Origin of the sequence: Neoroseomonas marina (assembly GCF_012927745.1) — a bacterium.
Lineage (GTDB): Bacteria > Pseudomonadota > Alphaproteobacteria > Acetobacterales > Acetobacteraceae > Neoroseomonas > Neoroseomonas marina.
This window is the reverse complement of the sequence record NZ_JABBKX010000003.1, coordinates 389858-414356: the sequence shown is the minus strand read 5'-3', so window position 1 is coordinate 414356 and position 24499 is coordinate 389858. Positions and strand designations below refer to the sequence as shown.

The following is a 24499-nucleotide window of genomic DNA, read 5'->3' as shown; positions in this document are numbered from 1 at the left end:
TCAGATCGCCTTGGGCTGGCGGAACCGCCCCTCCTTCGCGAGGTCCGCGGCGCGCCACAGATACCACGAAGCGGTGGTCCGGTAGGGACTCCAGGCCTCGCCGATCCCCGCGAGCGCGCGGGGCTTGGGCTGTTCGGCCAGGCCCGCCGCGACGCGGTAGCCCTCCCGCACGCCGAAATCGTCCACCGGCAACACGTCCGGCCGGCCGAGGGTGAAGATCAGCAGCATCTCCACGGTCCAGCGCCCGACGCCGCGCAGCGGGACGAGCCGCTCGATCAATTCGTCGTCGGTCAGGCGCCGGGCGACGGCCCGGGTCGGGACCGTGCCGGCGGCCGCCTTCTCGGCGATGTCCCGGATGGCGAGGACCTTGTTCGCCGACAGCCCGCAGGCGCGCATCGCCTCGGGTGTCAGCGCCAGGACGGTCTCCGGCGAGGGGAAGCCCTCGCAGGCGCAGCAGTCGAGGAAGCGGCCGAGGATCGCCTCCGCGGCGCGGCCATGGACCTGCTGGTGGGCGATGGCACGGACCAGCGCCTCGTAGGGCTGACGCCGCGCCGGCTTCATGGTGAAGGGCCCGACCTGACGGATCACGCCCTTCAGCACGGGGTCACGCCGGAGATGCCGGAGCGCATCCGGCGTGCCGAGGCTCACCGGAACACCATCTGCGGCAGCGCGAGGGTGATCGCCGGGACGTAGGTGATGACCATGAGGCAGGCGAAGACCACGGCGATGAAGATGCCGAGGTACTTCATCATCTGGTCGATGCTGCAGCCGGCCACCTGCGCCGCCGCGAACAGGTTCACGCCGAAGGGCGGCGTGATCATGCCCAGCGCCAGGTTCACCACCATGATGGTGCCGAAATGCACCCCGTCGATGCCGAGCTTCTGCGCCGCGTCGGACAGGATCGGCGCCAGCACGATGATGGAGGCCGAGGTCTCGACGAACATGCCGACGACGAAGAGGAACAGGTTCACGACCAGCAGGTACGCGCCCGACGAATCGAAGGAGGTGGCGAGCCATTCCGCCGCCGCATCCGGCACGCCCTGGCGGTTCAGCAGCCAGGAGAACAGCGCCGCGCAGGCGATGATGAACATGATGACGGCCGAGGAGATCACCGACTTGCGGAAGATCGGGAAGAGATCCCGCAGCTCGATCTCGCGGTGGAGGAACATGCCCACGATCAGCGCATAGACCACCGCGACCACCGAGGCCTCGGTCGGCGTGGTGATGCCGCCGTAGATGCCGCCGAGCACGATCACCGGCATGACCAGCGCGAAGGCGGCCTGGCGCGTGGCGGTCAGGAAGGGCAGGCGGTTCTCGCCGTCCCGCTTGCCCCAGCCCATGACGCGGCACCAGATCAGCACGGTCGCGATCAGCCCGCCGCCGATCACGAAGCCGGGGCCGAAGCCCGCGATGAACAGTTCCGGGATCGAGGTCTGGGTGGTGACGCCGTACAGGATCATCGGGATGGAGGGCGGGATGATGACGCCGAGCTCCGCCGCGGTCGCCTGCAGCGCCGCCGCGAAGCCGACCGGATAGCCCGCCTTCACCAGCGCCGGGATCATGATGGCGCCGATCGCGAAGGTGGTCGCGACCGAGGATCCGCTGATCGCCGCGAAGATCATGCAGGTGACGACGCAGGTCGCCGGCAGGCCGCCCTGGACGCCGCCCACGATGGAGCGGGCGAATTCCACCAGCCGGCGGGAGATGCCGCCGACATCCATCAGGTTGCCCGCCAGGATGAAGAACGGAATGGCGGCGAGCGGGAACTTGTCCAGCGCGACGAACAACTGCTGCGCCGCGACGATCAGCGGGAAGGAGGTGAAGCCGGCGATGCCCACGACCGCGGCAATGCCGATCGCCACCGCGACCGGGATGCTGGCGGCGAAGAGCACCAGCATCACGGTGAGCATGGTCCCGCTCATACCGCGGCCTCCAGTTCCTCGGATCGACGGTCGAGGAAATGGGCGACCACCCCCACCATCGCGAAGACCGCCCCGATCGGGATGGCCGCGTAGCCCCAGGACATCGAGACCTCGAGCCCCGCCATCTCCTGGAACTGCACCCGTTCGGCCATCATCCAGCCGAACCAGAACATGATGCCGAGCATCGAGAGGGAGCAGGCGAGGACCGCTGCCTCGAGCGCGCGGCGCATCGCGCCGGAGGAATAGCGGTGCGCCACGTCGATCGAGACCAGCGCGCCGGCGCGCAGCGCCACCGCGATGCCGAGGAAGGCCATCCAGATCAGCGCCGTGCGCACCAGCGCCTCGGACCAGACGGAAGGTGTCTCGGTGGCGAAGCGCGCCACCACCTGCCAGCCGCCGGCGAAGACCGCGACGGTCAGGGCCAGGCTCGCGAGCAGTGCCGCGATCGCGGTGGTGATGCGGTCGGTGGTCAGGATGGCCCGGCGCAGAGCGGCGCGCGCGCCATCCCCCGACCCGGCCCAGAGCGCCACTGCGACGGTGAGGAGCGTCGCCCCCACCGTGACCTGCAGCGGCAGCACGTTCATCGCGTTCATCGATACCCCCGGTCGTCGAGAGGAGGGCGGCCGTCCCCGGTCAGCCGCCCCCGCCAGGTCACGGCTGGATCAGTTCGGGCGCCAGTCCCGGATGCGCCGCAGCGTCGCGGCATCGAGGGTGCGTTCCCATTCGGCGAAGGCCGGCGCCAGCGCGGCCTGGAAGGCGGCGGTGTCGACCTCGGTCACCACGGTCATGCCGCGGCGGCGGAGTTCGGCCACCCCTGCCTCGTCGTCCGCGGTGACGCGGGCGCGGTTGGCGGCCTGGGCTTCCCACGCGGCCTGCTGGAACAGGGCGCGATCGGCCTGGTTCAGTCGCCCGACCGTCTGCGGGTTGCAGATCATGACCTGCGGCGAATAGACGTGCCGCGTCATGGTCATGTAGCGCTGCACCTGGTTCAGGTTGTTCGCCACGATGACCGAGATCGGGTTCTCCTGCCCGTCGACCGTGCCCTGCTGCAGCGCCGGGACGAGCTCGGAGAAGGCCATCGGCGTCGGCAGGGCGCCGAGCGTGGTGAAAGCCCGCATGTGGACCTGGTTCTCCATGGTGCGGATCTTCAGCCCGCGCAGGTCGGCGGGGGTGTGGATCTCGCGCCGCGAGTTGGTCATGTTGCGGAAGCCGTTCTCGATCCAGATCACGCCGACCAGGCCGCGCGCGGGGAAGCGCGCGAGCACCTGCTGGCCGATCTCGGAATCCAGCACGCCACGGGCGTGGGTGGCGTCGCGGAACAGGAAGGGCACGTCGAAGATGCGGACCTCGGGGACGAAGTTCCCGACCGGGCCCGTCGAGGTGAAGGTGCAGTCGATCGTGCCGATCTGCACGCTCTCGATCATCTCGCGCTCATTGTCGTTGCGCTGGGCGACGACCTTGTAGCGGCCGTTCGTCAGGCGCTCGAAGGCGCTGGCGAAGGTCAGGGCGCCGACGCCGGTGTGGCTGTTGGCCGGCAGGGCGTGCTGCACCGTGATCTGGGTCTGCGCCAGCGCCGGCGCGGCGGCGAGCGGGACGGCCAAGGCGGCCGCGAGCGCGAGCCGTCGGGTCAGGGTCATTCCGTTGTTTTCCTCCATGTTGACTTTGACCGGCACATAGCCGGGCGCCGGAGCCGCTGGCAAATGGCCAGCGGCGCGGCGCCCGGGTGCGCTCTGTTCTTGGGCGGATGCCGAAATCCCGGCCGTCAGGCCAGGGTCAGTTCGGGCGCCAGTCCCGGATCCGGCGCAGCGTGGCACCGTCCAGCTCGCGCTCGTACTGGGCGAAGGCGGCGGCCAGCGCCTGCTGGAAGGCGGCGGTGTCGACCTGCGTCACCACCTGCATGCCGCGCCGGCGCAGTTCCTCGATGCCGGAATTCTCGTCCGCCGTCACCTTGTCGCGGTTCGCCTGCTGGGCGGCGCGGGCGGCCTCCATGAAGGCGGCGCGGTCGGCCTGCGACAGGCGCTGCATCATCGCCGGGTTGCAGATCAGGATGGCCGGCGAATAGACGTGGCCCGTCAGCGTCAGGTAGCGCTGCACCTGATTGAGGTTGTTCGCCACGATCACCGGGATCGGGTTCTCCTGGCCGTCCACCGTGCCCTGCTGCAGGGCGGGGACGAGTTCGGAGAAGGCCATCGGCGTCGGCAGGGCGCCGAGCGTGGAGAAGGCGCGCATGTGCACCTGGTTCTCCATCGTGCGGACCTTCAGGCCGCGCACGTCGGTCGGTACATTCACCTCGCGCCGCGAGTTGGTCAGGTGCCGGAAGCCGTTCTCGAGCCAGATCACGCCGACCAGGCCGCGCGCCTGGAACTGGCCGAGCAGCTGCTGGCCGATATCGGAATCCAGCACGCCGCGGGCATGGGCGTAGTCGCGGAACAGGAAGGGCACGTCGAGCACGCGCACCGCCGGGACGAAGTTGCCGACCGGGCCGGTGGAGCCGAGATAGCATTCGACCGTGCCGATCTGCACGCTCTCGACGACCTCGCGCTCATTGTCGTTGCGCTGGATGTTGACCCGGTACCGTCCGCCGGTCGCACGCTCGAAGGATTCCTTGAGCGCCGCGGCGCCGGCGCCGTAGTGGCTGGACGAGGGCAGGGGATGCTGGATGGTGATGGTGGTCTGGGCGACCGCGGGCGCCGCGGCGAACCCGACGGCGGCGAGCACGGCAAGGGCCGCGCGGCGTGACAGCGTCATGGATCGATCCTCATTGGGCCCGGGGGCTTCCCGCGCCCCCGGCCCTGGCCCCTCATAGTGGGTTTCCGCCCGCGCGGAAATCCGGGGCAGCGCCCGCCGTCAGTGCGGCGGGGCGTCGGCGGCGTGGTGCGGGGCCGGAATGGGCAGGCCGAGGTTCAGCACCTGGTTCGCGTTCTGCGTGCCCTCGTACATCAGTTCGATGCCGATCCAGGCGATCAGGGCGACGCCGATATAGGCGATGATCTTGAAGCGATCGAGCAGCCGGGCGAGCAGGCCGCCCAGCAGGCCCATCAGGATGATCGAGATGGTCAGGCCGATCACGAGCATCGTCAGGTCGTTGCGGGCCACGGCGGCGACCGCGAGCACGTTGTCGAGGCTCATGGACACGTCGGCGATGACGATCTGCCACAGCGCCGCGGCGAGGGTCTTCTCCTTGGCGTCGCCCTCTTCCTCGGCATCCTCCTCGCCATGCGAGCGGAGTTCCTTCCAGAACCCCCAGGCGATGTAGAGCAGCGCCGCGCCACCCAGGAAGGCGATCCACCACAGGCTGAGCAGGTAAGTCGCGAAGATCGAGAAGACGATGCGCAGGCCGGCCGCCGCGACGATGCCGAACAGCACCGCCTTGCTGCGCAGATGCGGCGGCAGGCCGGCCGCCGCCATGCCGATGACGACCGCGTTGTCGCCAGACAGGATGATGTTCAACCAAAGAATTTCGAGAAAGCGCGGCGCGGCCGCGATCAGGGCTTCCATGGACCACTCCCGGCGCGGCCCCGACGGGGGCGCGATTCCGCGCGGACGCTAGTCATGAACGACCATACGGCAAGTTTCATCCGCGCAATCTGACGTTCATGTTCGGGCGGCATCAGTCGGGGCGAATGCCGCTCTCCTGCGCGATGCGCGACCAGCGCTGCGCGTCCTCGTTCAGCCAGGGCTGCAGTTGCGCCGAGGGAATGACCAGCGGTTCGGTGAAGTTCGCGCGCAGGCGGGTGAGCATCGTCGCGTCCATCGACTTCTCGAACGCATCCTGCAGCCGCGCGAGGATCGGCTGCGGCACGCGGGCGGGCGCGAGCACCCCGTTCCAGACACTGAGGTGATAGCCGCGCACGCCCGATTCCTCGAGCGTCGGGATGTCGGCCAGCGATTCGATCCGCCGGTTCATCGTGATGGCGAGCCCCTTCACCGTGCCCTGCTTGATGTGCGGGCCCGAGGTCGCCGAGGCGTCGAACAGCAGGTCGAGATCCCCCGCGATCATCGCCGCGACGGCCGGCGAGGAGCCGCGATAGGGCACGTGCACCACGTCCAGCCCCGCCATGCGGCACAGCATCACCTGCGACATGTGGGAGGAGGAGCCGTTGCCGACCGACCCGAACAGGATCTTGCCCGGCTCGGCCTTGATGCGCGCGATCGCTTCCTGCGCATTGGCCGGGTTCCAGCGACGCGGGTTGCAGACCATGACATTCGGCATGTCGGCCATCATGCCGACACCCACCAGGTCGCGCCGCGGATCGAAGGACGCGTCCGGATACAGGACGGGGTTCACCCCCTGCGTCGCCATGGTGCCGAGCAGCATGGTGTAGCCGTCCGGTTCCGCCTGCGCGACGACCTTGGCGCCGATGTTGCCGCCGGCGCCGGGCCGGTTCTCGACCACCACGGGCTGGCCGATGTGACGGCCCATTGCCTCGGCGGCGAGGCGTCCCATGATGTCGGTCACCCCACCCGGCGGGTAGGGCACGACGATGCGCAGCGGCTTGTTCGGGAATGCGCCCTGCGCGCGCAACGACGGCGCGGCGAGCAAGGTTGCGGCAGCGCCGAGCGCGGCACGGCGCGTGAGGATGGTCATGGGTTCCTCCCGGGAACAATTCTCGTTGTCCGGCAGCGTGGCCGCCTGCCCGGCGGGTGGCAAGACCCGCGTCAGTGCAGCAGCGCCACCGTCACCCAGCCCACGACGACGACCGCGATCATCGAGGGCACCAGCAGCCGCCAGACCTGGCGCGGCCGCGTACCGTCCGCCAGCAAGCCGCAGACGAGGGCGGTGACGCCGAAGGACATGCCCGCCCCCGCCGCGCCGGCGAAATTGTGCACGCCGGGCGCGAGCAGCGGCGGCAGCCCGGCGGCGAGGCCCAGCGCCTTCTGCACCGGCATCAGCGCTGCGTTCGATCCGACATTGCTGCCCGTCACCATGCCGCCCGCGAGGCCGAGCACCGGCACGGCATAGGGCGCCGCGGCGCCGAGCGCCGAGGCCGCGGCCGTGGCGAGCGCCCCGGTCGCACCGCTGCCTGCCATCCAGCGCGCGAGCAGCACATAGAACAGCAGCACCGCCGCCGGGCGCGCCGCGCGCCGCAGCGCGCCCATCGCTCGCGCCCCGCCATCCCGCCGCAGCAGGAGCAGCCCCGCCGACACGACCAGCAGCACCACGGCCACATGCGTGATCGGGAAGGCTGGCAGCGTCGGATAGGGGTGGAAGGCCGGGGGATGCGGTACCGCGCGCGCCGCGAGCAGCGTGACCGTCAGCAGCAGGTAGGGGCCCAGCGCGCGGCCCGCGCGACGCCATCCGGCGGCATCCCCCGGCGGGTCGGACAGCCACAGCGCCACCAGCAGCGGTGCACCGGAGGCGAGGATGCCCAGCACCTCGAAGGGCAGCACGCGGTGGCCGAACACGAGGATCGCACCCATGGCGCCGAGCATCGTCATCTGCACGAGCCGCTCGCCCGCCGGCACCGGCACCCCGGCCGCGGCCGCCAGCCGCCAGCAAACCGGCCCCAGCAGCAGCACCCAGGCCGCATTCGGCCAGGCGGTCAGCGCCGCGATGTCCTGCGCCGGCACCCCGAGCAGCGCCGCGCCGAGCGACGTCCCCGGCCCCAGTCCACCCCAGGGGATCATGCAGAGTGCGAGCAGCGCGAGCGCGGCCGCCGGCGGCCCCTTCAGCCCCATGCCGCGCAGCGCGGCCAGGGCGAAGACCGCACCGACGGCGAAGCCGGTCACGCTCTCCATGAAGACGCCCATCAGCAGCGTCGCGGTGAAGATGCCGCGCGCGGTGGGCGCCTGCACCGCGCCGGGTTCGCCGCGCCCTTCCACCGCGGCGTGGAACAGCAGGCCGCCGGCCACGACGGCGATGGGCTGCGACGCGAGGAAGACGCCGCGCAGTGCCTCATCCGCGAGGAAGCCCGCGAAGCCCGTGCCCGCAGGCAGCGAGACGAAGGCCGCCGGTAGCGTGGCGACGAGTGCGGCCAGCACCGCGGCCAGCGGCCCCGCCCGCCCCGACAGCAACAGCCCCAGCAGCAGCAGCAGCGGGGCCGCTTGGAGAAGGAGGGTCACGCCTCCAGCACGAAGGTCTTGCCGACCGCGCCCGGCACGACGACGGCCTCGCCATAGGCACGCTCGAGCGCGTTCAGCGCCCGCCAACCGGTGCAGTGGGAAGGGAACATCCAGCGCAGCCCGAAGGTGCCGAGATCCGCGACCGTCTGCGGGATGATTCGCTCGTTGATGCCGGAGAGGTGGAAGCCGCCCATCGCGGCGAGCAGCGGGATCTCGGGCATCAGCCGCCTCGCCTCGTGCAGCACGTTGACGATGCCGCAATGCGAGCAGGCGGAGAAGACGATGAGGCCCTTGCCGCGCAGGTGGACGGCCACGAAGCGTTCGTCGCCGAGCCATTCGTCGGGCTGCCAGGGCGCGGATTCCGAGTCGCGCGCGACCTGGCCGGGCAGGCCGACCTCATAGTCCGTGACGCGCGGGATCTCGCCGCTGACCAGCACATGGCCGGCGATGACGGCGGGTTCGCGCGAGACCTGCGGATCGGCGCCCATCGCCGCCCATTCGGCCGGCGCCGGCACGCGGTCCATGGGCATCACGCCGCCATCGGGCTGGCGGCCGCCGCGTTCGCGGAACATGCCGGGATGCAGGTGCAGCGGCACGGTCCGGCCGCCATTGGCCGCGCGCACCATCTCGATCGCCTTGGGGATGCCGCCCGCATGGTCCCAATGGCCGTGGGAGAGGACGATCGCCTCGATCGCGCCGAAATCGACGCCGAGGCGCGGGCCGTTGCGCTCGACCGCGTAGTCGACCGGGCCGCCGTCGAACAGCACGCTGCGCTGTTCGCCATCGGCTTCGACCGTGATCACCAGCGACAGGCCGTGATTGGCGCAGCACAGCGATCCGCCGGCGGTCCGCTTCATCCCCTTCTGCTGCAGGCGGACCCACTCCCGCGTCACGAAGGGTGGCGTCGTGGACAGGCTGTCCGTGACGTTGTCCACCAGCGTCGTTATCTCGATCCGATCCACCGGCCGAGGTGCCTGCATGCCCGCGTTCCTTCCCGAATTCTATGCAGCCTATGGCAGCAACCTGTGGCACGACCAGATGCGCGGGCGCTGCCCCGATGCGGTCGTGGCGGGAAGCCTGCTCCTGACAGGCTGGCGCCTGGTGCTGCGGAAGTTCGCGCTGATCGAGCCCGATGCGGCCGCGGCCTGCCCGGTCGGGCTGTGGCGCATCACCCAGGCGGATCTCGAGGCGCTCGACCGCTACGAGGGCCCGCACACCTACCGGCGGACGCGACTCCGCCTGCCCGATGGCAGCGAGGCCTGGACCTATGACGAGATCGTCCATCGCCCCGGCCCGCCGGCGGCGGAGTATGTGCAGCGCCTGCGGAACGGCTATCGCGACTTCGGCTTCGACACGGCGGTGCTCGCCGCGGCCGTCGCCGCCTCGGGGTACCGCGAGGACGGCTAGAGCCGTTTCCGTTCGCCATGGCGCACGGCAACGCCTCAAGGCACTTGTTTTCGCGAGCATCTTCACCCGATCAGGTGATTCCACCTGATCGGGATCTGCTCTAGCGCCGTCGCGCCTCCGCGACCGTGATGACGACGGCGCCGGCGAGGATCACCGCCGCGCCGAGCCAGGTCCAGCCATCCGGCACCTCCCCGAAGATCGCCCAGCCGAAGGCCGCGACGACGATCAGCCGCAGATACTGGAAGGGGGCGATGGCGGAGGCCTCCCCGTGGCGATAGGCGCTGGTGATCAGCCAGATGATCCCCGGCGCGAAGCCCGCGACGGCGAGCAGCATGGCGATCTGCCCGAGGCCGAGCGGCACCCAGGCCATCGCCGCGAAGGGCGCCGAGCCCAGTGTCGTCACCAGCCCGACCCAGGCCATGATGGTGGTGTTCCGTTCGCTCTGCGCCAGCACGCGGGAGGACAGCGTGATGCCGCACCAGGTGACCGCCGAGGCGACAGCGAGCGCCACGCCAGCGCCCGAGACCGTCGTCCCCGGCCGCAGCATCACCGCGACGCCGACGAAGCCCGCGATGGTCCCCGCCCAGCGCCAGCGATCGACCTTCTCGCCCAGCACCGGCCCGGCGAGCAGCGTGGTGAACATCACGTTGGTGAAGGACAGCACCGTCGCGGTGGCGAGGTCGAGCGGCCCGAAGGAGGCATAGTAGAAGCCCCAGGTCAGCAGGCTCGAGGCGCCGCGCAGCAGGTGCAGTGGCGCGCGCTGGGTGCGGAAGACCGCGAGGCCGCTGGCGGCGATGACCGGGGCGACCCAGAACAACTGCCCCAGCGAGCGCGCGAAGACCTGGACCTCGACCGGGATGCCATGCGCGGTCATCCAGCGGATAGCCAACGCCTCGGCCGCGAAGAGCACGGCCGCCGCGGCCATCAGCGCCCCGCCGCGGAGGTTCCCCGAAACGCCCTGCTGCATTGACGGCGGCCACCTCCGGCGTAGCGTGACCGAGAGTGCGGCGGCCGATGCGCGCCGTCCAGGCGGGAAGGGACAGGATGGCGAAGGAAGCGGAACAAGCAGCGGCGCGGGCGGCGGTGGACCGCGGGCCGATCCTCGTCTGGGGTGCCGGCGCGATCGGCGGGACCGTCGGCGCCGCGCTGGTGCGCGCGCGCCACGCCGTCGTCTTCGTCGATATCGAGAAGGACCACGTCGCCGCGATCGGCGACCCGGCGCGCGGCCTTGTCATCGAAGGGCCGGTCGATCCGCACCGCGTGGTCGCGCCCGCCTTCACGCCGGAGACGGTGCAGGGGACCTATCGCCGCATCTTCCTCTGCGTGAAGGCGCACCACACCGAGGACGCCTGCCGCGCCCTGCTGCCGCACCTCGCCGAGGACGGCTACGTGCTCTCGCTGCAGAACGGGCTGTGCGAGACGGTCATCGCGTCCATCGTCGGCGCGGCGCGGACCATGGGCTGCTTCGTGAATTTCTCGGCCGACTGGCACGGGCCGGGGCGCATCCTGTACGGCGGGCGCGGCGCGCTGGTGCTGGGCGAGCTCGATGGCGCGACGACGCCACGGCTGACCGCGCTGCACGACCTGCTGCGCGAGACCTTCGAGCCCAACACGATCACCACGGACAACGTCTGGGGCTATCTCTGGGGCAAGCTCGGCTACGGGGCGATGCTGTTCGCCCAGGCCCTGGGGGAGAAGGGCATCGCCGACTGCCTGGCGCGGCCGGAACTGCTGCCGCTGTGGCGCGCTTTGGGGTCCGAGGCGATCGCCGTCGCGCGGGCGCAGGGTGTGACGCCGCTCGGCTTCAACGGCTTCGATCCGGCGGCCTTCTCACCGGGTGCCACCGAAGCGCAGGCCGCGGCGTCCGTCGCCGCCATGGTCGCGTTCAACCGGCCCAATGCCAAGACGCATTCGGGCGTGTGGCGCGACCTCTGGGTGCGCAAGCGGCGCACCGAGATCGATGTGCAGATCGCGCCCATCGCGACCATCGGCGCGCAGCACGGCGTGGACTGCCCCGCGGTGCGGCGGCTGGTCGCCATGACGCATGAATGCGAAGCCGGCACGCGCCCGATGTCGGATGCCAACCTGACGGAGCTGATGTCGCCATGAGGGAATACGATTTCACCGGCGTGACCGTCGCCGTCACCGGTGCCGGCCACGGCTTCGGGCGCGCCATCGCGCAGTCCTTCGCCGCCCTCGGCGCGCAGGTCTTCGCCTGCGACCTGTCGGCGGAGGAACTCGATGAGACCGCCGACTACCCAGGCGCCATCCACACCAGCGCCTTCGACCTGACGCAGCCCGGCGCGGCGAAGGCCTGGATCGCCGGGATCGAGGCGCGGACCGAAGGCCCGGTCGGCGTGCTGGTGTGCAACGCCGGCGGCGTGCGCGGCCAGGTCGGACGGCCGCTCGAGGAAGTGTCCGAGAGCGACTGGCACGACATCTTCGCCATCAACCTGCACGCCGCCTTCGCCCTCGCCCAGGCCGTGGTGCCGGGGATGAAGCGGGCCGGTGGCGGACGGATCGTGACCATCAGCAGCGGGGCGGGGCTGCAGCCCTCGCGCACCGGCATCCAGGCCTATGCCAGCGCCAAGCACGGGCTGGTCGGGCTGACGCGGCAACTGGGGCATGAGCTCGGCCAGTACGGCATCAACGTGAACAGCGTCGCCCCGGGCTTCGTGCTGTCGAACGCGGCGACGCACAAGCAGTGGGCGGCCTACGGGCCCGAAGGGCAGGCGCGCGTGCTGGCCTCCATCGCGCTGCGCCGGCTGGGTGAGCCGCAGGATATCGCGAATGCAGTCCTGTTCCTGGCGTCGCCCATGGCAAATTATGTGAATGGGCAAGTATTGAGCGTCGACGGCGGGAAGTAGTCGAATTGGCTTTGCCGGCCATGGTGGCGCATTCTAGCCTCATTACATGGCCGAATTTGTCGAGACGATCATCGTCGGCGGTGGCCAGGCTGGCCTCGCCATGAGCCACCACCTCGCGCAACGCGGGCGCGAGCATGTGATCCTGGAACGCGCCCGCATCGCCGAGCGCTGGCGCAGCGAGCGATGGGAGTCCCTTCACTTCCAGGTCCCGAACGTGATGCTGCGGCTGCCCGGCCAGGAATATGCGGGGGACGATCCGCACGGCTTCACGCATCGCGACGGCGTCGTCCGCTTCATCGTGGACTACGCCGTGCGTAACGTCGCTCCGGTGCGTTGCGGGGTGGAAGTGACCAGGCTTCGGCGCGCCGACAGCGGTCGCCTGCGGGTCGAGGCCGGGCCGCTGACCATGGAGGCGTCGAACGTCGTCCTCGCCACCGGCCCCTGGCAGTCACCGCGCGTGCCCGAGGGCGCGGCCGCTGTTCCGGCCGGCATCCACCAGATCACGGCGAACCGCTACGGCTCCGCGGCGGACCTTCCGCCGGGCGGCGTGCTCGTGGTGGGATCGGGCGCCTCGGGCTACCAGATCGCCGACGACCTGCTCCAGCAGGGGCGCGACGTGCACTATGCGCTGCGGGGCCATCGCCGCGTGCCGCGGCGCTACCGCGGGCGCGACATCAGCCTGTGGAACGATGCCATGGGCATGAACACGCGCCTCGCCTCGACCCTTCCGCCCGGCGTCCGCTCGCCGCTGATCACGGGCGCCATGGGTGGACACACGGCCGACATGCGCCGCCTGGCCCGCCAGGGCGCGACGCTGCTCGGCAGTCTGCGGGGCATCGAGGATGGCCGCATCGTCCTCAATCCCGACCTCAACGCGAACCTCGCCGCCGGGGATGCCGCCCTGCGCGACGCGATCGCCGACATCGACGCCTTCATCGCCGCCCGGGGGATCGATGCGCCGCCCGATGCCGACACGAAGGCCGACGCCGCCGTGGCTCACGCGCCGGTCGAGGAGGTCGAGGCGCTCGACCTCGAGGCAGCCGGGATCGGCAGCATCATCTGGTCGCTCGGCTACCGCTTCGATCTCGGCTGGGTCGACTGCCCGATCCTCGACGGCAACGGGGCGCCCAGGCAGCAGCGCGGCGTCACGTCGGAACCCGGCGTCTACGTGCTCGGCCTGCATCGGATGCACACGCTGGCGTCGGGGTTCCTGTGGGGCGTCGGCGAGGATGCGGCCTTCCTCGCCGACCATATCGTCGGCCGCGCCTGATCCGGCGCGATCAGTCCAAGGACGTCAGCAGACCCGCCATCAGCCGCGCCCGCGGCACCAGGCTGTCGACCAGCACATGTTCCTCGAGGGTATGCGCCATCGCGCCCTGCACGCCGAGGCCATCGAGCGTCGTCACGCCCATCGCGCCGGTGAAGTTGCCGTCCGACCCGCCGCCGCTCGACTGCGGATTGATGTCGTAGCCGATGCTGTTGGCGATCTTCCGCGCATGGGCGAACAGCGCCATGCCCTTCACATCCGGCTCCCACACCGGGCGCGTCACGCCGCGTGTCACCTCGAACTGCACGTCGTTGGCGGTGGAGCGCAGCGCGAGCATCCGCGCGACGCCGGCGTCGAGGTCCTCCTGCCGCTTGGCCATGGACAGGGCCTCGGCCTCGCAGGTGGTGGTCACGCAATTCACCCACTGCCCGCCATGGATGACGCCGACCGAGAAGGTGCAGTCCTCGGACGTCATCTCCTCGATCGCCAGGATCTGCTTCGCCATCTCCCGGATCGCGCTGCGGCCTTCCGCCAACCGCGCGCCGGCGTGGGAGGGACGGCCCGTGGTCTTCAGGTTGAAGCGCGCGATGGCGTAGCGCCCCGTCACCACGCCGCCGTCGGGGCGGGCGGGCTCGGGCACCAGCACGTACTTGTTCCGCGCGGCTTCGGCCTCGATGATGTCGCGGGTGGAAGGGCTGCCGATCTCCTCGTCGCTCGTCAGCAGGAAGGTGACCGGCAGCTTGGTCGCCATGCCCGCGGCGAGGATGTGGCGGATGGCCTCCACGCTGATGACGGTCCCGCCCTTCATGTCGAGGATGCCGGGGCCGTAGCAGCGGTTGCCTTCGCGGCGCACCGGCAGCTTCGCCAGCGTGCCCACGGGATGCACCGTGTCGAGATGCGCCATCACGCAGATGCCGGGCGCCGCGTCGCCCGCGGGATGCGGGAAGCGCGCCCGCACGCAGTCGCCGAGGCCCATCCGCCCCGGGATGCGATCGATCCGCGCGCCCATCAGCGCGAGGTCCCGCGCGGCGAGATCCATCATCCGGTTCACCGCCGCCGCATCGAAGGTGGGGCTCTCGCAGGCGGCCCAGCGCATCAGTCGCGGGAGGATCTCCTCGGCGTCGAAGGGCAGGGCGGTGGCAGGGAACTCGGCAGCACTCATCGCGTCTCTCTCCGGGTCGGTGGCGGCGGAGCCTCCACCCGGCGGGCCGATCCGGCAAGGGCGGGCGGCTTTCGCCTCGGCGCCCCGCTCATGCTACCGTCGCGTGCATGAGCGCCACGACACGCCCCCGACCGCGGCCCGCCCCCCAGACCGGCGCGGCCGTCTGGCTCGCGACAGAATTGAACGCCGCGGACTGGATGGTCCCCGTGGGCACGGAGGAAGCCGCGGAGCTCGAGGCGGCCCTGACCGCCGCCCAGGCCGCGGCGCCGGTGCCGCCTTTGGCGCGCCTGGCGCCGATCCTGGTCGATGTCGCCGCCCGGCTCGACACCGGGCGGGGCTTCTGCCTGTTGCGGGGCCTGCCTTTCGACCGGCACGGTGCGGCCGCGGCCGAAGCGACGCTGCTCGAGCTCTGCACGCATCTCGGCAAGCGGCTCAGCGCCGAGGGCTCCCCGGTCGCCCGCCTGATCGGGCCGGTGCCGGAAGCCGGCGCGGCCTCCGGCCCGCCGCGCTTCCATAGCGAGGCCTGCGACGCCATCGCGCTGCTCTGCCTCGCCAATACCCCCGATGCGGCGCCGCATGTCCTGATCTCGGCCGGCGCGGTGCACAACGAGATCATGCGCCGCGACCGTGCCGCGCTTGCCGAGCTCTACGAACCGGCGCCGTTGATCGAGGAAGGCGCGGTCGTGGAACGTGCCGTCTTCACGATGACCGAGGGGGCCTTCGCCGCCCGCTACACCCGGTATGCGGTCGAGGAAGCCGCGGCAGCGCCGCAGCCCGGCGCGGCGCCGCTGTCGGCGGGGCTGCGTCCGGCCTTCGATCTGCTCGACGCGGTCTGTGCCGAGGCGCCGCTGATGCTGAAGCTCGAGCCGCGGCCGGGCGACCTGTTGCTGTTCAACCCGCATCTGATCTGGAAGCGCCGCACCCTGACCGAGGCTGCGGCCGGCGACCCCGAGGCGCCGCAGGAATTCCGCCGGCTGCGCATCACCATGGAACATTCGCGCCGCACCGGGGCGGCGGGCGCCTGATGCGCCTGCTCGTCGCCAACGCCAACACCACCGAGGCCATCACCGAGGCCTGCGCCGCCGCCGCGCGCGCCGCGGCCGCGCCGGGGACGCAGATCATTCCCGCCACGCCGCGCTTCGGGCCGGCCGTCATCTCCTCCCGCGCCGAGAACGTCATCGCCGGCCATGCGCTGCTCGAACTCCTGGCCGGGCATGCGGACAAGGTCGATGCCTGCCTGCTGGCCGTCAGCCACGACACGGCGCTCGAGGCCGCGCGGCAGATGATGCCCTGCCCGGTGATCGGCATGACGGAGGCCGCCTGCCTGGTCGGCTGCATGGCCGGCGGGCGCTTCGGCCTGGTCACCTTCGGCGGCATCGAGACCTATCGCGAGCTGGTCGCCCGCCACGGGCTGTCCTCGCGCCTCGCGGGCCTTGTCGGGGTCAATGCAACGCCGCCCGAAGCGGTCGCCGACCCGGACGGCGTTGGGGCGAAGGTGCTGGCCGCGGTGGCTGACCTCGCTGCGCAGGGGGCGGATTCCGTCGTGCTGGCCGGGGCGGCGCTCGCCGGTTTCGACCGGCGCCTGCAACCTTCCGCCCCCGTCGCGCTTTTGGACGGCATGGCCTGCGGCGTGCGGATGGCGGAAATGATGGTCGCGCTCCGTCTGCCCAAGCCACGCACCGGATCCTTCGCCGCGCCGGCGGGGCGGGCGAGCATCGGCCTGTCGCCGGCCCTGGAAGGGATCCTGCGCGGCCAGACCTGAACGGAGGGACGCCATGCGCCTGGACGGTCCGGAAAGCCAGAATGTCGAGGACCGCCGCGGCCAGGGCTTCGGCGGGCGCGGCATCGCCGTCGGCGGCGGCCTCGGCGGCGTGGTGGTGCTGCTGATCGCCCTGCTGCTGGGCGTCGATCCGGGCGAGTTGCTGCAGGGCGATCCGGCGCCGCGACAGCCGGGCGTGCAGCGCCAGATGACGGCCGAGGACGACGCCGCGCGGCGTTTCGTCGCGCAGGTGCTGGGCGAGACCGAGCAGGTCTGGAACGCCGAGTTCGCCCGCATGGGCCGTCGCTACGAGGAACCGACGCTGGTGCTCTTCTCGGGCGCCACGCAGTCGGGCTGCGGCTTCGCCCAGGCGCAGATGGGTCCCTTCTACTGCCCCAACGACCGCAGGGTTTACATCGACCTCGACTTCATGGCGGACCTGCAGCGGCGGCTCGGCGCCGGCGGCGACTTCGCCGCGGCCTACATCGTCGCGCATGAGGTCGGGCATCATGTGCAGAATCTGTTCGGCGTGTTGTCGCAGGCGAATGAGGCGCGGCGCGGCCGCGGCGAGGCCGCCGGCAACGCGCTGCAGGTGCGCATCGAACTCCAGGCCGACTGCCTGGCCGGCCTGTGGGCGCGGCGTGCCCATGAAACACGGAACATCCTCGAGAAGGGCGACATCGAGGAAGGCCTGAACGCGGCTGCCGCGGTGGGTGATGACCGTCTCCAGCGCGCGTCCCAGGGCTATGTGGTGCCCGAGAGCTTCACCCACGGATCCTCGGCCCAGCGCGTCCGATGGTTCCGGCGCGGGCTAGAGACCGGGCGGCTCGAGGCCTGCGACACCTTCGCCGGCGGTGCCCTCTGACCCGGCCCTGGAACGGCCGTTGCCGGTCCGGCCCCGGCAGGCCTGCGGCGGGCGGATGAAGATGCGGCGCAGGCCGCGCATGACGCGCACGCCGATCACCGCGGGGGACAGCGAGGAGGCCGACCAGTAGTTCGGCTCGCGCCCGCCGGGACCCTCCTCGGCTCCCTTGAACAGGACATAGAGGACGATCGCGAATCCGACGATCGGCAGCGTCAGCCAATAGAGCAGGCTGCCGTCGATCAGGTACCAGTGCAGCAGCGGCAGGCCCACGACCAGCGCGACGAACTTGGTGCCTTCGGTCAGGCCGTGAAGGCGCCGGAAACGGGCCAGGTCGCGCTGACGCTCCCATTTGAGGAAGGCCTCCCGGCGTTCCTGCCGGTCGCGTCGCGTGGCGGCGTCCTGGTACGCCTCGTCGAGTGGCTGCTCGGGGCGTGGGTCGGTGGTCTCGCGTCTGCTCAAGCCTGCCCTCGTTCGCGCATCGTCCCGATGGACGCGTGGGAAAGTCTATCGCGGATGACCGGCGGCGAAAGGGGCGGGGTGGACGCGTGGTGCGGTGCGCCCGTAGCTTCGCGCCCATGCCGCACATCGCCGTCGCCCGTCTCTGGTTCGAGGGGAATTCCTTCACCCCGGTCCCCACACCGCGCAGCGCCTTCGAATCGCGCGAATGGGGCAACGGGCCGGCGCACCTCGCGCGCTACGCCGGCACGGCGACGGAACTCGGCGCGCTGCATGCCTTCCTCGCCGCGCGACCCGACTGGCGCGCGACGGTGCTGACCTGCATCGGCGCCCAGCCGGGTGGCCCGATGACGGACGACGCGCTGCGCGCCTGGCGCGCCGAGGTCGAGGCCGGGCTCAAGGCGCAGCGCTTCGATGGCGTCTACCTCTCGCTGCACGGCGCCTGCGTGTCGGAATCCGATCCCGAGGCGGATGCGACCACGGTCGCGCGCATCCGCTCCATCGTCGGCAGCGGCGTGCCCATCACCGCTTCCTTCGATTTCCATGCGAACATGGCGCCCGAACTGGCCGGGGAACTCGACGGCGCTTCCGCCTATCGCACCTATCCGCACATCGACATGGATGCGGCGGCGGCGCGCGCGCTGCGGCTGCTCGAACGCCAGCTCGGCGGTGCGCCGCGCGCACATGGGCACATCGCCAAGCGGCCGATGGTGCTGCACTCCTTCCACATGCGCCACGAGGCCGGCCCCATGGCCGAGGTGTGGGCCGAGGCCGCCGCGGCGGAACGCGCGCCGATCCTCGACGCCTCGATCTTCGGAGGCTTCGCCTGGGGCGACAGCCCTCATGCCGGCCCGTCCGGCATGGTCTGGGCCGAGGATCCCGGCGCGGCGCGCGACCTGGCGGAGCGCCTCGCGGATGCGATCGCCGCGCGTCGTGCGCGTTTCGCGGTCACGCTGCCCGATCCCGCCACCGCCCTGCGCCAGGCGCTGGCGAGCCCGCCGGGGCTCGTCGCGCTGCTCGACCCGGCGGACAATCCGCTCTCTGGCGGCATCGCCGACACGCCCGGCCTGCTGCGCGCGCTGGTCGATGCGCGGCTCGAGGTGCCGGCCGTCTTCGCCTTCCTGCACGACCCCGCCTCCGTCGCCGCGGCGCGGGAGGCAGGGCCGGGCGCGGTGCTGACGCGCCACCTCGGGGGCAACGTCACCGAGGCCTTTGGCCGCCACGTCATCGTCGAGGCCGAGGTCGAGCGTCTGACCGACGGCCGTTTCGTCAATGAGGGGCCGATGGAGCGCGGCGCCCCGGTGGATCTGGGCCACAGCTGCGTGCTGCGCGTCGGCAACCTCCGCATCATCTGCACGGAGCGCAAGGAATCGGCCGTCGACCCGGCCTTCTTCGCGCTGCATGGGATCGACCTCGGCGCGACGCGACTGCTGGCGAACAAGGCGAAGAACCATTTCCGCGCGGCGTTCCGCGACCGCTGCGCCGCCATCGTGGAATGCGATACGCCGGGGCCGGCCGCGCTCGACCTGGCCGCGCTGCCCTTTCGCCACGTCCCGCGCGAGATGCTGGCGTCCTGATCGCCAACCACACCGCTGTGACGGGCATCACGGGCCGACGGATGGACGATCACCTCCACGTGTATACACTTGGGCCATGGTCGCCCCAGGCTCCCGACCGGTGAGTCGAGTGCAACCCGCCATGCGGGGGTCTGTGCACGAGTCCGGACAATGGCCGCGAGTCCGGCGTCAGGGTGCTCCGCATGCCTGACACGCCGCCGACAGGACGTCGCGCAGCCCTGCCGGATTTCCATGTCGGCATCCGGTCCCCGGACATCCGGCGCTGGCTTGCCAGCAACTGCGGCATACCCGGCGCCTGGACCTTCGCTGCGGGCGCGCCCGGGCCGCATGTCGCGATCGCCTGCGTCGTCCATGGCAACGAGATCGCGGGGGCGGTCGTCCTCGACCGCCTGCTGCGGGCCGGGTTGCGGCCGGCGCGTGGCAGGCTCTCGCTGGTCTTCGCCAATCTCGACGCCTTCACCCGCTTCGATCCGGACGACCCCACCGCGACCCGCTTCCTCGACGAGGACCTGAACCGCGTCTGGGACAGCGCCGTGCTCGATGGTCCGCGCCGCTCCTCGGAACTGCGCCGCGCGCGGGAACTGCGGCCGCTGTTCGACACGGTCGACATCCTGGTCGACCTGCATTCCATGCTCTGGCCGTCCGATCCGCTGACGCTGACGGGCGAAACGGAGAAGGCCGCGCAACTCGCCCTGGCCATCGGGCTGCCGGAGACCGTGGTCTCCGACGCCGGCCACGCCGGCGGCCGGCGGCTGATCGACTATGCGCGCTTCTCGGAGGCCGGTTCGGCGCCGGCCGCAGTGCTCGTGGAAGCCGGGGCGCATTGGGAGGACGCGACCGTCACCCGGATGGAGCAGGTCTGCGCGCGGTTGCTGCGCCACACGGCGCTGCTGGCCCCGGGCGCGCCGCTGCCGCCGATCGACACGGCACCGCTGCCGCGCCGGGCGGTCGTGACGCAGACCGTCACCGCCGCGACCCGCGACTTCACCTTCCTGCGGGAGTTCCGTGGCGGCGAGGTGATCCCCCAGCGCAACACGCTGATCGCCATGGACGGGGAGGAAGAGGTCCGCACCCCGCACGACGACTGCCTGATGGTGATGCCGACGCCGATGGTCCCGCGCGGGCACACCGCGGTGCGGCTGGCGCGCTTCCTCGACTGACCTTGCCTCGGGGGCTTGCGCGCCGGCGCGGGGCGCGCTTGCGTGGCGCCTCTTTCGCCGCAGGGGAAACGCCAATGGCTGGCCTGAAGCTCATCACCTTCGCCGATTCCGCGGGCAGCCGCGCGGGCGTGCTGCTCGATGGCGGGCGCGTGCTCGACCTCGGTGCCGCCATGCCGCCGGCGCGCGACATGATCGGCCTGATCGAGGGCGGGGCCGCGATGCTCGCGCAGGTCCGCGCGCTGGCGGCGAATCCGCCGGCCGGCGCGGTGCTGCCGTTGGCCGCCGTTGCCATCCAGGCGCCGATCCCGCGCCCGCGCCGCAACGTCTTCTGCGTCGGACGCAACTACATGGACCACGTGGCCGAAGGCGACCGCACCCGCGGCATCACCCAGTCCGAGGTGCCGAAGTACCCGCAGTTCTTCACCAAGGCCGGCGACACCGTCATCGCGCCGGACGCCCTGGTGCCCGCGCATGAGGGCGTCACGAAGTGGCTCGACTACGAGGTCGAGCTCGTCGCCGTCATCGGCAAGGCAGGCAGCGACATCCCGAAGGAGAAGGCGCTCGAGCACGTCTTCGGCTGGACCATCGGCAACGACGTGACCGGGCGCGACCTGCAGCGCCGCCACGGCCAGTGGTTCAAGGGCAAGTCGCTCGACCGGTCCTGTCCGCTCGGTCCGGTGATCGTGCCGCGCGAGGATCTCGATGCCGCCGACCTCGCCATCGGGTGCAGGATCAACGGCGAGCAGCGGCAATCGTCGCGCACCTCGAAGATGATCTTCGACGTGAAGGAGATCATCCACCAGCTCTCGGCCGGCTTCACCCTGCTGCCAGGCGACGTCATCATGACCGGCACGCCGGAGGGCGTCGGCTACGCCATGCAGCCGCCGCAGACGTTGAAGCCGGGCGACCTGATGGAGCTCGAGATCGAGGGGATCGGCGTCCTCACGAACAGGATCGCCGGCTGATCCCTCAGGCGCGATAGGCGGCGAGGATGTTCCGTGCCTCGCCCGCCCGCGCCGACCAGGCCTCGATGGCGCCCGAGGCGGCGTTGCGCAGCGCCGCCTGAAGGGGCGCCGTCATCTCGTGGATGGCGACCTGGTTCTCCCGCATGGTGCGGCGGTTCGCGTCCAGCCGCCCGACGATGGCCTGCCACTGCCGCGCCTCGGTCTCGGCCGAGGCGTCGCGCACCGCCTGCTTCTGCGCATCCGTCAGCGTGGCCAGCCACGCCTGCGAGGCGAAGGCGAGCGACAGCGGCCAGGCGTAGTTCAGCTCGGTGAAGTTCGGCAGCCAGCGCCACAGCCGCCGCCCCGCGCCGCCATCGCCCGAGGACAGCACGGCATCGAGGGTCCCGGCGGCGAGCCGCGCCTCGACCTCGGCGAAGGAGAGCACCTCGGCCTCCGCACCCGCGGCGCGCAGCACCTCGGTGCCGGTCGCGTCATAGGTCCGCACGCGCAAACCGCGCAGATCCTCCGGCGCGGTGACGGGCCGGCGCGACCACAGGCCCGAAGGCGGCCAGGGCGTGGTCCAGAGCAGTTCAGCCCCGCGCGGCGCCACCGCCGCCGCATAGGCCGGCCGCGCCAGGTCCTTCAGCCGCGCCGCATCGGCATGCGAGGCGGTGAGGAAGGGCAGGGAGGAGAGCAGGAACACCGGGTTCACGCCGCCGAGCGCGCCCGCGAAGGCATCGACCGCCGCGAAACGCGTGGCCGCCAGAACGTCCAGCGCGGCGGCCGAACGGTAGCCGTCAGGCCCGTCGGTCGCCGCCGTGATGGGCACGCCGCGCGCCGTCATGGCTGCGGCGAAATGCAGCACACCCTCGCCGGGGATGGAGGTCGCCGGATACTCCGTCGCGACGCGCGCCCCGGGCGCCTGCGCCCGCGCGGCGGTGGCGAGGGCAGGGAGGGCGAGAAGAAGGCGACGCGTCGGAATCATGCGGGGGGTCGCTCCGGCAGGGGCTGTGCGGGCACGCCGGCGACGGTCACGCCCGCCGGCACATCGGTAAGCACCGCCGCACCGGCGCCGATGATGGACCCGGCGCCGATGGTCACGCCAGGGCGGATCACGGCACCCGCGCCGACCAGCGCGCCCGTGCCGACGCGTACGCCGCCGGCGAGCACCGCGCCGGGCGCGATATGCGCGCCGTCCTCGACGATGCAGTCATGCTCGACGATGGCCCCGGTGTTCACCAGCACGAGCCGCCCGAGCCGCGCCTCGGGCCCGATGACGGCGCGGGCGAAGATCGCGCTGCCGTCGCCCAGCGCCGCGCCATGACCGATGACGCAGCTCGGATGACGCAGCACGGGCAGGGCGAATCCCGCGGCCAGCAGCCGCGCCCCGGCGGCCGTCCGGTGGCCGTTGTGCCCGATCGCCGGATGCGCCGCCCCGATGCCCGCGGCGCGCAGCGGGACCAGCCGCGCCTCGTCCCCGAGCACGGGGATGCCGAGCACCGAAGCGACGCGCGGCGTCGCGTCGACGACGCCTGCGGGCTGCCATTCCCCGCCCGCCAGCAGCAGGTCGAGCACCGCCTTGCCATGCCCGCCCGCGCCCAGCACCAGGATGCGGGGCCGCGTTTCCGCCTTCGTCGTGTCCATCTCCCCCGCAGCATGCCATGCGGGTGCCGCGCCGCCATCACCCTGCCGCGACGTCTCGGCTATGATGGGCGCGTCCCCGATCGGGAGAGTGACGACATGCGCATCCTCGCCGCCCTGGCCGTGCTCGCCGGGCTCCTCGCCGGAACGGGCCCGGCCGCGGCGCAGAACCGCTTCTGGCTGCAGAACAACACGGGCCAGCCGATCGTCGCGGCCAATGTCTCCCCATCGCGGGTCCAGGAGTGGGGGCCGAACATCCTGACGCGCGGACCGGTCGCGCCGGGGATGCAGGTCTGGGTCGAACCCACCTTCGCGGATTGCTACCTCGACATCCGCGTTCGCTTCGCCGACGGGACGGAGGACGGGCATCTCGGCGTGCATGCCTGCACGCTGACGCGCATCGTCTTCGGGCCGGATGTCTCGGCGCCGACGCCGGCCCCGCCGCCGCCGCGCCAGGCCGAGGCGCCGAACCCGTCCTTCACCTTCGTCAACCGGACCGGCGAAGCGATCCGCGAGATCTATGTCTCGTTGACCACTGAGCGGAACTGGGGGCGGGATCGCCTCGGCGCCCGCCAGATCCTGCCGAGCGGCGCGGCGATGCCGATCACCCTGCCGCGCACCGGCGTCTGCACGGCGGACATGCGTATCGTCTTCATGGACGGGCGCATCATGGAACAGCGCAACGTCGAGACCTGCTCCATCCGCGAATACGTCTGGCGGTAGGCGGGGCAGGCGCCGGTGCCGGGAATGCGCCGCAACGCACATTCCCGGACACTCGGTCAGCCTTCGCGCTGCTTGCGCGCCGCCAGCGCCTTCGGCCGGGTGAGGCAGGCGTCGAGCCAGGCCTTGACCTTGGGGAAGCGTGTGTAGTCGTAGCCATTGAGCCAGGAGCCGTAGAGCACGGAGGCGAGGTTCAGGTCCGCCACCGTGAAGTCCTTGCCCACCAGGTAGGGGCGGCTGGCGAGCTCGGCCTCGAGCACCGCGAGGCGGGCATCGAGCGCTTCCTTGCCGGCGGCGGCCTCGGCCGGAACGCGCTCGGCCTCCGGCTTCAGGAAGGCGTTGTAGGCCCAGCGCATGACATGCGGCTCGGCCTCGGTCGCGGCCCAGAGCGTCCACTGATCCACCCGGGACGCATCGTCGCCCGAGGGCATCAGCGGTGCGCCGGCCTTGCGCGCGATGTGCATGTTGATCGCGAGGCTTTCGAACAGCACGAGCGAGCCGTCTTCCAGAGCCGGGATCTTGTTGTTCGGGTTGATCGTGAGCGGCCGCTCGAGCTTGAAGCCGGCGGCGAAGCCGAGCGGGACGACCTCGTAGGGGAGGCCCGCTTCCTCGGCCGCCCAGATGCAGCGGAAGGCGCGGGAGCGGGGGACGCCGTGGATCTTGAGCATGGGTTTCCTCGTCTGGCGCCG

General features: G+C 71.5%; 26 protein-coding genes. 11 read left to right on the top strand and 15 right to left on the bottom strand.

The window, feature by feature from the left end:
- The 9 genes from GWK16_RS12095 to GWK16_RS12055 form a co-directional block, all read right to left on the bottom strand.
- Entirely contained in the window at positions 1–648 is a 648-nt protein-coding gene (locus GWK16_RS12095; RefSeq protein ID WP_338144460.1) for a DNA-3-methyladenine glycosylase family protein, read from the bottom strand.
- Positions 645–1922, bottom strand: coding sequence for a TRAP transporter large permease (locus GWK16_RS12090; RefSeq protein WP_170054210.1), 1278 nt, complete (start codon positions 1920–1922; stop codon positions 645–647). The genes GWK16_RS12095 and GWK16_RS12090 overlap by 4 nt, the downstream gene beginning before the upstream one ends.
- Complete coding sequence (locus tag GWK16_RS12085; protein WP_248291317.1) at positions 1919–2515, bottom strand: TRAP transporter small permease; 597 nt, start codon at positions 2513–2515, stop codon at positions 1919–1921. Before GWK16_RS12085 ends, GWK16_RS12090 begins: the two co-directional genes overlap by 4 nt.
- A gap of 69 nt (positions 2516–2584) precedes the next feature.
- On the bottom strand, positions 2585–3559 hold the full coding sequence (locus GWK16_RS12080) for a DctP family TRAP transporter solute-binding subunit (RefSeq protein ID WP_170054209.1): 975 nt from the start codon (positions 3557–3559) through the stop codon (positions 2585–2587).
- Positions 3560–3695: 136 nt separating this feature from the next.
- The gene (locus tag GWK16_RS12075) at positions 3696–4670 is read right to left on the bottom strand and encodes a DctP family TRAP transporter solute-binding subunit (RefSeq protein WP_170054208.1); all 975 of its coding nucleotides are present in this window, start codon (positions 4668–4670) and stop codon (positions 3696–3698) included.
- Positions 4671–4769: 99 nt separating this feature from the next.
- Positions 4770–5420 (bottom strand): YjbE family putative metal transport protein, encoded by a 651-nt coding sequence (locus GWK16_RS12070; RefSeq protein ID WP_170054207.1) that lies wholly within the window; start codon positions 5418–5420, stop codon positions 4770–4772.
- Between the two features lie 112 nt (positions 5421–5532).
- On the bottom strand, positions 5533–6510 hold the full coding sequence (locus GWK16_RS12065; protein WP_170054206.1) for a Bug family tripartite tricarboxylate transporter substrate binding protein: 978 nt from the start codon (positions 6508–6510) through the stop codon (positions 5533–5535).
- Between the two features lie 71 nt (positions 6511–6581).
- Positions 6582–7985, bottom strand: coding sequence for an L-lactate permease (locus GWK16_RS25730; RefSeq protein WP_170054205.1), 1404 nt, complete (start codon positions 7983–7985; stop codon positions 6582–6584).
- Positions 7982–8965, bottom strand: a complete 984-nt coding sequence (locus GWK16_RS12055) for an MBL fold metallo-hydrolase (protein ID WP_170054204.1) — start codon at positions 8963–8965, stop codon at positions 7982–7984. The genes GWK16_RS25730 and GWK16_RS12055 overlap by 4 nt, the downstream gene beginning before the upstream one ends.
- Here GWK16_RS12055 and GWK16_RS12050 point away from each other — a divergent pair.
- Entirely contained in the window at positions 8964–9392 is a 429-nt protein-coding gene (locus tag GWK16_RS12050; RefSeq protein ID WP_170054203.1) for a gamma-glutamylcyclotransferase family protein, read from the top strand. The genes GWK16_RS12055 and GWK16_RS12050 overlap by 2 nt on opposite strands.
- A gap of 100 nt (positions 9393–9492) precedes the next feature.
- Here GWK16_RS12050 and GWK16_RS12045 read toward each other — a convergent pair whose 3' ends face one another.
- On the bottom strand, positions 9493–10359 hold the full coding sequence (locus tag GWK16_RS12045; protein ID WP_248291316.1) for a DMT family transporter: 867 nt from the start codon (positions 10357–10359) through the stop codon (positions 9493–9495).
- Positions 10360–10436: 77 nt separating this feature from the next.
- On the opposite strand from GWK16_RS12045, the gene GWK16_RS12040 reads away from it, so the two are divergent.
- Genes GWK16_RS12040 through GWK16_RS12030 form a run of 3 tightly spaced genes read left to right on the top strand, consistent with a single transcriptional unit; the run spans position 10437 to position 13529 of the window.
- Entirely contained in the window at positions 10437–11501 is a 1065-nt protein-coding gene (locus GWK16_RS12040) for a ketopantoate reductase family protein (protein ID WP_211187336.1), read from the top strand.
- Positions 11498–12259 (top strand): SDR family NAD(P)-dependent oxidoreductase, encoded by a 762-nt coding sequence (locus tag GWK16_RS12035; protein WP_170054202.1) that lies wholly within the window; start codon positions 11498–11500, stop codon positions 12257–12259. The genes GWK16_RS12040 and GWK16_RS12035 overlap by 4 nt, the downstream gene beginning before the upstream one ends.
- A 46-nt stretch (positions 12260–12305) precedes the next feature.
- Positions 12306–13529, top strand: a complete 1224-nt coding sequence (locus GWK16_RS12030) for a flavin-containing monooxygenase (protein WP_170054201.1) — start codon at positions 12306–12308, stop codon at positions 13527–13529.
- Between the two features lie 10 nt (positions 13530–13539).
- Here the strand turns inward: GWK16_RS12030 and GWK16_RS12025 are convergent, their stop codons facing one another.
- Entirely contained in the window at positions 13540–14688 is a 1149-nt protein-coding gene (locus GWK16_RS12025) for a M20/M25/M40 family metallo-hydrolase (protein WP_170054200.1), read from the bottom strand.
- Positions 14689–14894: 206 nt separating this feature from the next.
- Between GWK16_RS12025 and GWK16_RS12020 the strand changes: the two genes are divergently transcribed.
- From GWK16_RS12020 to ypfJ, 3 genes are read left to right on the top strand one after another with little or no spacing between them, the layout of a single operon-like run.
- The gene (locus GWK16_RS12020) at positions 14895–15713 is read left to right on the top strand and encodes a hypothetical protein (RefSeq protein ID WP_170054199.1); all 819 of its coding nucleotides are present in this window, start codon (positions 14895–14897) and stop codon (positions 15711–15713) included.
- A complete protein-coding gene (locus GWK16_RS12015; protein ID WP_170054198.1) occupies positions 15713–16450 on the top strand; it encodes an aspartate/glutamate racemase family protein in 738 nt (245 codons plus the stop codon). Before GWK16_RS12020 ends, GWK16_RS12015 begins: the two co-directional genes overlap by 1 nt.
- A gap of 13 nt (positions 16451–16463) precedes the next feature.
- On the top strand, positions 16464–17312 hold the full coding sequence (ypfJ, locus tag GWK16_RS12010; protein WP_170054197.1) for a KPN_02809 family neutral zinc metallopeptidase: 849 nt from the start codon (positions 16464–16466) through the stop codon (positions 17310–17312).
- Here ypfJ and GWK16_RS12005 read toward each other — a convergent pair.
- Positions 17259–17771, bottom strand: coding sequence for a hypothetical protein (locus tag GWK16_RS12005; protein WP_170054196.1), 513 nt, complete (start codon positions 17769–17771; stop codon positions 17259–17261). The genes ypfJ and GWK16_RS12005 overlap by 54 nt on opposite strands.
- A gap of 116 nt (positions 17772–17887) precedes the next feature.
- Between GWK16_RS12005 and GWK16_RS12000 the strand changes: the two genes are divergently transcribed.
- The 3 genes from GWK16_RS12000 (at position 17888) to GWK16_RS11990 (ending at position 21470) form a co-directional block, all read left to right on the top strand.
- Positions 17888–19345, top strand: coding sequence for a M81 family metallopeptidase (locus GWK16_RS12000; RefSeq protein ID WP_170054195.1), 1458 nt, complete (start codon positions 17888–17890; stop codon positions 19343–19345).
- A 182-nt stretch (positions 19346–19527) separates the two neighbouring features.
- The gene (locus GWK16_RS11995) at positions 19528–20505 is read left to right on the top strand and encodes a M14 family metallopeptidase (RefSeq protein ID WP_170054194.1); all 978 of its coding nucleotides are present in this window, start codon (positions 19528–19530) and stop codon (positions 20503–20505) included.
- Positions 20506–20579: 74 nt separating this feature from the next.
- Positions 20580–21470 (top strand): fumarylacetoacetate hydrolase family protein, encoded by an 891-nt coding sequence (locus GWK16_RS11990; protein WP_211187334.1) that lies wholly within the window; start codon positions 20580–20582, stop codon positions 21468–21470.
- A gap of 4 nt (positions 21471–21474) precedes the next feature.
- Here GWK16_RS11990 and dctP read toward each other — a convergent pair whose 3' ends face one another.
- Complete coding sequence (gene dctP, locus GWK16_RS11985; RefSeq protein WP_170054193.1) at positions 21475–22434, bottom strand: TRAP transporter substrate-binding protein DctP; 960 nt, start codon at positions 22432–22434, stop codon at positions 21475–21477.
- Positions 22431–23093 (bottom strand): acetyltransferase, encoded by a 663-nt coding sequence (locus GWK16_RS11980; RefSeq protein WP_170054192.1) that lies wholly within the window; start codon positions 23091–23093, stop codon positions 22431–22433. The genes dctP and GWK16_RS11980 overlap by 4 nt, the downstream gene beginning before the upstream one ends.
- Before the next feature lie 96 nt (positions 23094–23189).
- Here GWK16_RS11980 and GWK16_RS11975 point away from each other — a divergent pair, with 96 nt between their 5' ends.
- Positions 23190–23813: a Tat pathway signal protein gene (locus GWK16_RS11975; protein ID WP_170054191.1), complete on the top strand. Its 624-nt coding sequence runs from the start codon at positions 23190–23192 to the stop codon at positions 23811–23813.
- 56 nt (positions 23814–23869) lie between these two features.
- On the opposite strand, the gene GWK16_RS11970 is transcribed toward GWK16_RS11975, so the two are convergent.
- The gene (locus tag GWK16_RS11970) at positions 23870–24478 is read right to left on the bottom strand and encodes a glutathione S-transferase family protein (protein ID WP_170054190.1); all 609 of its coding nucleotides are present in this window, start codon (positions 24476–24478) and stop codon (positions 23870–23872) included.
- Positions 24479–24499 lie beyond the last annotated feature (21 nt).

Coding starts and splice junctions, on each gene's coding strand:
- dctP (WP_170054193.1), bottom strand. CDS start 22,434: ATGATTCCGACGCGTCGCCTTCTTCTCGCCCTCCCTGCCCTCGCCACC.
- GWK16_RS12090 (WP_170054210.1), bottom strand. CDS start 1,922: ATGAGCGGGACCATGCTCACCGTGATGCTGGTGCTCTTCGCCGCCAGC.
- GWK16_RS12000 (WP_170054195.1), top strand. CDS start 17,888: ATGCCGCACATCGCCGTCGCCCGTCTCTGGTTCGAGGGGAATTCCTTC.
- GWK16_RS12085 (WP_248291317.1), bottom strand. CDS start 2,515: ATGAACGCGATGAACGTGCTGCCGCTGCAGGTCACGGTGGGGGCGACG.
- GWK16_RS12040 (WP_211187336.1), top strand. CDS start 10,437: ATGGCGAAGGAAGCGGAACAAGCAGCGGCGCGGGCGGCGGTGGACCGC.
- GWK16_RS12075 (WP_170054208.1), bottom strand. CDS start 4,670: ATGACGCTGTCACGCCGCGCGGCCCTTGCCGTGCTCGCCGCCGTCGGG.
- GWK16_RS11995 (WP_170054194.1), top strand. CDS start 19,528: ATGCCTGACACGCCGCCGACAGGACGTCGCGCAGCCCTGCCGGATTTC.
- GWK16_RS12030 (WP_170054201.1), top strand. CDS start 12,306: ATGGCCGAATTTGTCGAGACGATCATCGTCGGCGGTGGCCAGGCTGGC.
- GWK16_RS12015 (WP_170054198.1), top strand. CDS start 15,713: ATGCGCCTGCTCGTCGCCAACGCCAACACCACCGAGGCCATCACCGAG.
- GWK16_RS12045 (WP_248291316.1), bottom strand. CDS start 10,359: ATGCAGCAGGGCGTTTCGGGGAACCTCCGCGGCGGGGCGCTGATGGCC.
- GWK16_RS11980 (WP_170054192.1), bottom strand. CDS start 23,093: ATGGACACGACGAAGGCGGAAACGCGGCCCCGCATCCTGGTGCTGGGC.
- GWK16_RS12050 (WP_170054203.1), top strand. CDS start 8,964: ATGCCCGCGTTCCTTCCCGAATTCTATGCAGCCTATGGCAGCAACCTG.
- GWK16_RS12035 (WP_170054202.1), top strand. CDS start 11,498: ATGAGGGAATACGATTTCACCGGCGTGACCGTCGCCGTCACCGGTGCC.
- GWK16_RS12055 (WP_170054204.1), bottom strand. CDS start 8,965: ATGCAGGCACCTCGGCCGGTGGATCGGATCGAGATAACGACGCTGGTG.
- GWK16_RS12065 (WP_170054206.1), bottom strand. CDS start 6,510: ATGACCATCCTCACGCGCCGTGCCGCGCTCGGCGCTGCCGCAACCTTG.
- GWK16_RS12070 (WP_170054207.1), bottom strand. CDS start 5,420: ATGGAAGCCCTGATCGCGGCCGCGCCGCGCTTTCTCGAAATTCTTTGG.
- GWK16_RS11975 (WP_170054191.1), top strand. CDS start 23,190: ATGCGCATCCTCGCCGCCCTGGCCGTGCTCGCCGGGCTCCTCGCCGGA.
- ypfJ (WP_170054197.1), top strand. CDS start 16,464: ATGCGCCTGGACGGTCCGGAAAGCCAGAATGTCGAGGACCGCCGCGGC.
- GWK16_RS12080 (WP_170054209.1), bottom strand. CDS start 3,559: ATGACCCTGACCCGACGGCTCGCGCTCGCGGCCGCCTTGGCCGTCCCG.
- GWK16_RS11970 (WP_170054190.1), bottom strand. CDS start 24,478: ATGCTCAAGATCCACGGCGTCCCCCGCTCCCGCGCCTTCCGCTGCATC.
- GWK16_RS11990 (WP_211187334.1), top strand. CDS start 20,580: ATGGCTGGCCTGAAGCTCATCACCTTCGCCGATTCCGCGGGCAGCCGC.
- GWK16_RS12025 (WP_170054200.1), bottom strand. CDS start 14,688: ATGAGTGCTGCCGAGTTCCCTGCCACCGCCCTGCCCTTCGACGCCGAG.